This is a genomic window from Paenibacillus massiliensis subsp. panacisoli DSM 21345 (assembly GCF_000426545.1).
Taxonomy (GTDB): Bacteria; Bacillota; Bacilli; order Paenibacillales; family Paenibacillaceae; genus Paenibacillus; species Paenibacillus panacisoli.
The window spans coordinates 1-2,288 of sequence record NZ_KE384538.1 but is presented as its reverse complement, the minus strand read 5'-3'; the positions used below and the strand labels follow the sequence as shown (position 1 = coordinate 2,288).

Sequence of the window (2,288 nt, the reverse complement as noted above, 5' to 3'; positions counted from 1 at the left end):
CCCCCACTAGTCGATTTGCCGCCAGCTGACTCCCCGTGTACTGCAGGAGTGCCCTTGCTCATATCTCCGACGCTCTTCGCGAGCTTGGCCACACCTTTCACAGCACCTATGATATCCACGGCCCGTTCCGCTGCTTTGACCTGATTATACCCCGCATTTTAGCTTTCCTCTGTGCTGCGGGTCAACCAATTGCCCTTGTCTTCAGAGACCTTCACAAATGTGTCAATCAATGACTCCCCGGCCCCTACGATGTCGTTGCCCAGCTCAGATAAGCTTTTCACTTGTGGTACCTAGATGCAGACCATCTGAACGGCAACTGATACGTTTGAGATGCAAAAAAGCGAAGGTAACAAAAAAACAGGTCTATCATGGTGGCATCTAACCATAATCAACCTGGGTGTCGAACTATCCTGCAATTTAGGTACAATATTTCTGGCACTACATCCATCAGGAAACGGTATTTACAGTTGGGAATGATGTTGAAAAATCGGTGAGAAAGCGAAGATAAAAAAACAGATCAATTTCAGGGTGGTATCTTACCATAATTGACCTGTTCAATTTAATGTAATAGCGTAATTTAGGTTATAAAATTAAGGCATTTGCTGCGCGTACAACCGAAATGAAGATATCTTTATACGGGGATTACATGGTTTAGATGTAATCTTGGTTGAATGTTGGGCTCCTTCGACACTGGGTGAGGTATTTTTGAATAGCCCCCACTTTCATTTATGTATACAGCGAAAATAAAAAAACCACAAAACGGCGGGTAGCTCGTATTGTGGCGTTGTTGTTTGTTTGTGCTGACAAATCAAATTAATCTTCTAACATATCAAGAAAACCATTGATATTATCAGCTATTGTCTCAGTGACTGGTTCAAAATCACCTGAATCCTCATTGTACCAAATACAAATTTTAGGTTCCGTTCTACTTTCACTATAATCTAAACAAACGAAATTTCCAGCAAATAAAGCCGCAAAAGGCACTAATTCAGCTCCTGTTAATTCACCATCAGATATAATTCTTTCATCTAATTGACTAAAAACAACTTTTATATCGTACATACCTCTTTCGTTTTCGTTTGGTTTATCTAGTAAGCATAGAAAACGATCAATTACATATTTATTAGATTCATACTGAAAAAATCTCGTTATTGGAATTGCTCCATTGTTTTTTGATATAAATTCAATAAACTCTTTTGGAAACTTTATTTCAAAACTCTCTTCCACACGTTTAATTAACTTAGTATCTGGAATAGGAAAAATTATACTGTCATTCTGTATTATCAAAATTCTTCACCTCGAAATTCATTGGAATCTTTTAAACATTTAAAAATCGAACTATTTATGATCAATCCCCTATACTAGTTATTCTAAGATTCCTCATCTGGCCCCTCCTTAGTTTTCTTTTCTGATCCCTTACTTTTTTTTCTTGGGGCGTCTGCCCAATGTCCTTTTGTTCTTCCACCATTATGCTTGGTAATATTATGAATGCCAAATGGTACAAGTTGCATGATACCGTCTTTCTCGTTATGGTGCCATACCGTACCTTCTGGTTGTACTTTATTTGGTAGTCTGTCATTAAGCCACTTAAACTGATCCTCATCTGTTGCTAACCATAAATGTTTCGGAAGTTTATCTTGAACAATTACTAAACCTGCTCCTTCAAAATCTGCATACCCAAATTTTAAACCTTCTACTTTCTTCACTTCAATATGAGGTATATCAGTATTCAGTTCTAGTGCCCGATCTTTTATCTTCTTCCTCTGATCTGCCGATAATTTACCAACGAAATCATCTGCCCATGACCAGTACTTATTCGACTTCACTATCTCCCCATATATTAAAGCATAATCATCAAGTACTTCATCAAACTTTTTATTACCTTTAACGAATTCTTGAATGTTCTCATGATTTGGTTCTCTTTGAGCTTCACCCGTCCCCTCAGTCTTATCTTCCCTTCTTTTCGGTTCATCCTCATAATGATCTTTAGGAGGCTGCTCTGATCTCCTAAAACCTCCCGGACCATCGCTCTCCATCCGGGAATAGTCTTCAAACTTCCATCTAGGTCGCCCATTACTGCCATCCCCGATCATGGCAGGGACAAGTTTCTTGGAAGATAAGTTCATCCGATTCGCAAGCCTCTGCATGAACTCCTCCAGCGAAGCTATATCCAGCGGGAGTCGCAGGGCGTTGGTCTTGAATTTCCCGTCTCCACCTAGACTTTTGACCGCTTCGTGCAGGTTATACTTCCATTGAGGAGTGACCACGGGCCTTCCGCCTGAATTTCC

2 protein-coding genes are annotated in these 2,288 nt (G+C 39.9%); both read right to left on the bottom strand.

What is annotated here, in order from left to right:
• Window positions 1–813: 813 nt before the first annotated feature.
• Entirely contained in the window at window positions 814–1,287 is a 474-nt protein-coding gene (locus tag K331_RS0128505; RefSeq protein ID WP_028592964.1) for an SMI1/KNR4 family protein, read from the bottom strand.
• 83 nt (window positions 1,288–1,370) lie between these two features.
• A partial coding sequence (locus tag K331_RS30790; protein WP_226383721.1) for an HNH endonuclease signature motif containing protein occupies window positions 1,371–2,288 on the bottom strand: 918 nt, incomplete at its 5' end.